Genomic DNA, 1955 nt, shown 5'->3' on the forward strand with positions numbered 1-1955 from the left:
TGTGTTGTCCCGGGACATGCTTGACGGATGAGTCCCAGGACATGGGCGACAGGTGCTGTTTTCGGCCAGTCTGTCGTGCGTCGTTGCGGCGTCGTGCGTCGGGAGGCCGGGATTGGCGCTGGTGGATATGTCTGTGGTGGAGCAGCGGTATCGGGCTGTGCTGGCGGTGCTGGCCGGTGGTTCGGTGACCGAGGTCGCCCGGGAGGTGGGGGTGGCGCGGCAGACGTTGTCGGGGTGGGTGTCGCGTTATCGGGAGTCGGGGCTGGGCGGGTTGGTGGACCGGTCACGGCGGCCGCATTCGTCTCCGTCGCAGATGAGCGCGCAGGTGGAGGTGTTGGTGTGTGAGTTGCGGCGCCGGCATCCGCGGTGGGGTCCGGTCCGGCTGGCGCATGAGGCGGGTCTGCGCGGGATCGATCCGCCGCCGTCTCGGATGGGGGTGTATCGGGCGCTGGTGCGTCATGGGCTGATCGAGCCTGGTGCGGGGCGGCGCAAGAAGGTGTATCGGCGCTGGCAGCGGGAGGCGCCGATGGAGTTATGGCAGCTGGACATCGTGGGCGGGGTGTTCCTGGCCGACGGGCGTGAGGTGAAGGTGGTCACCGGTGTGGATGACCATTCGCGGTTTTGTGTGATCGCCAAGGCGGTGGTGCGGGCCACCGGCCGGGCGGTGTGCCTGGCCTTTGTCGAGGCGTTGCGGGCGTTCGGGGCGCCGGGTGAGGTGCTGACGGACAACGGCAAGCAGTTCACCGCACGGTTCGGCCACGGTGGTGAGGTGTTGTTCGATCGGATCTGCCGGGACAACGCGATCGTGCATCGGCTGACGCAGCCGCGTTCACCGACGACGACGGGCAAGGTGGAGCGTTTCCACCAGACGCTGCGCCGTGAGCTGCTGGATGATGCCGGCCCGTTCGAGGATCTGGAAGCCTTCCAAGCAGCACTCGATGCGTGGGTGGAGCAGTACAACACCGCCCGGCCGCATCAGAGCCTGGACATGGCGGTCCCCGCCGACCGGTTCAGCCCGGTGGGTGCCGCGGAGCGGGAGCTGCTGCCGCTGCGCCTGCCGGCGATCCTGACCGCCGCGCCAGCTCCTGCTGCCGACGCCGCTGCTGCAACGCCCAAGCGAAAGAGCAGCGACGAGGACATGCCGGTGGACAGGCGGTCGACGAGGACGGCGGCGTCCTGGCCGGGCGGGCCGGTCGAGTTCGAGCGGGTGGTGCCGGCCAGCGGCAATCTGGGGGTGGCCGGCAAGCAGTTCTGGCTCGGCCCGGCTCGCGCCGGTCAGGTGATCACTTTCTGGGCGGATGTGAACGTGATCCACCTGTTGGTCGGGGGAGCGCGGCTCAAAAGCCTGCGCTCACACCTGTCGACCAACGACCTGGCCCGGCTGTTCGCCGACGGTGGCCGCCCGGCAGGGCCGTCGCCGCTGCCGCAGGCGGAGAACGACGCGGTGGTGGAAGTGGAGCGGACGGTCAACAAGTACGGCATGGTCAGCCTGGCCGGCCGGTATCTACTGGCCGCGGAGATCCTGGGCGGGCGCCGGGTGACCATCCGGATCGAGGAGAAGACGCTGATGTTCCTCGACCCTGACACCCGGCAGCTGCTGCGCACGCGGCCGAACCCGTTGATCTGGCAGAAGTGCCTGATGCTGCGTGGTGCTCGCCCTGCCGGCCCGCCGCCTGTCCCGGAGCGCTCGCCGATCACGGTGCAGCGGCGTGCGAACTCCTTCGGCGTCATCATGGTGGCCCGGCAGACCGTCTCCCTCGGCCGCCTGCACGCCGGCCAGGTCGTCACGGTGCACGTCAGCGACACCACGCTGACCATCGACCTGGACGAGGGCCCGCGCACGGTGCATCGCACCACCGACCTTCCGGTCCGTAACGTCAAAGCTCATCGGCCGTACAAGGTCGACCATGTTTCCTAGATCACCTGTCGCCCATGTCGTGGGACAGAAACGTCAG

The 1955-nt window shown here is 68.8% G+C and carries 1 protein-coding gene; it reads left to right on the forward strand.

Annotated features, from left to right (window positions below; genetic code table 11):
* The first annotated feature begins 127 nt into the window (after positions 1-127).
* A complete protein-coding gene (locus tag B0I32_RS56160) occupies positions 128-1918 on the forward strand; it encodes an IS481 family transposase (protein ID WP_425438163.1) in 1791 nt (596 codons plus the stop codon).
* Positions 1919-1955 lie beyond the last annotated feature (37 nt).

Source organism: Nonomuraea fuscirosea, from assembly GCF_003001935.1.
Taxonomy (GTDB): domain Bacteria; phylum Actinomycetota; class Actinomycetes; order Streptosporangiales; family Streptosporangiaceae; genus Nonomuraea; species Nonomuraea fuscirosea.

Coding starts and splice junctions, on each gene's coding strand:
- B0I32_RS56160 (WP_425438163.1), top strand. CDS start 128: ATGTCTGTGGTGGAGCAGCGGTATCGGGCTGTGCTGGCGGTGCTGGCC.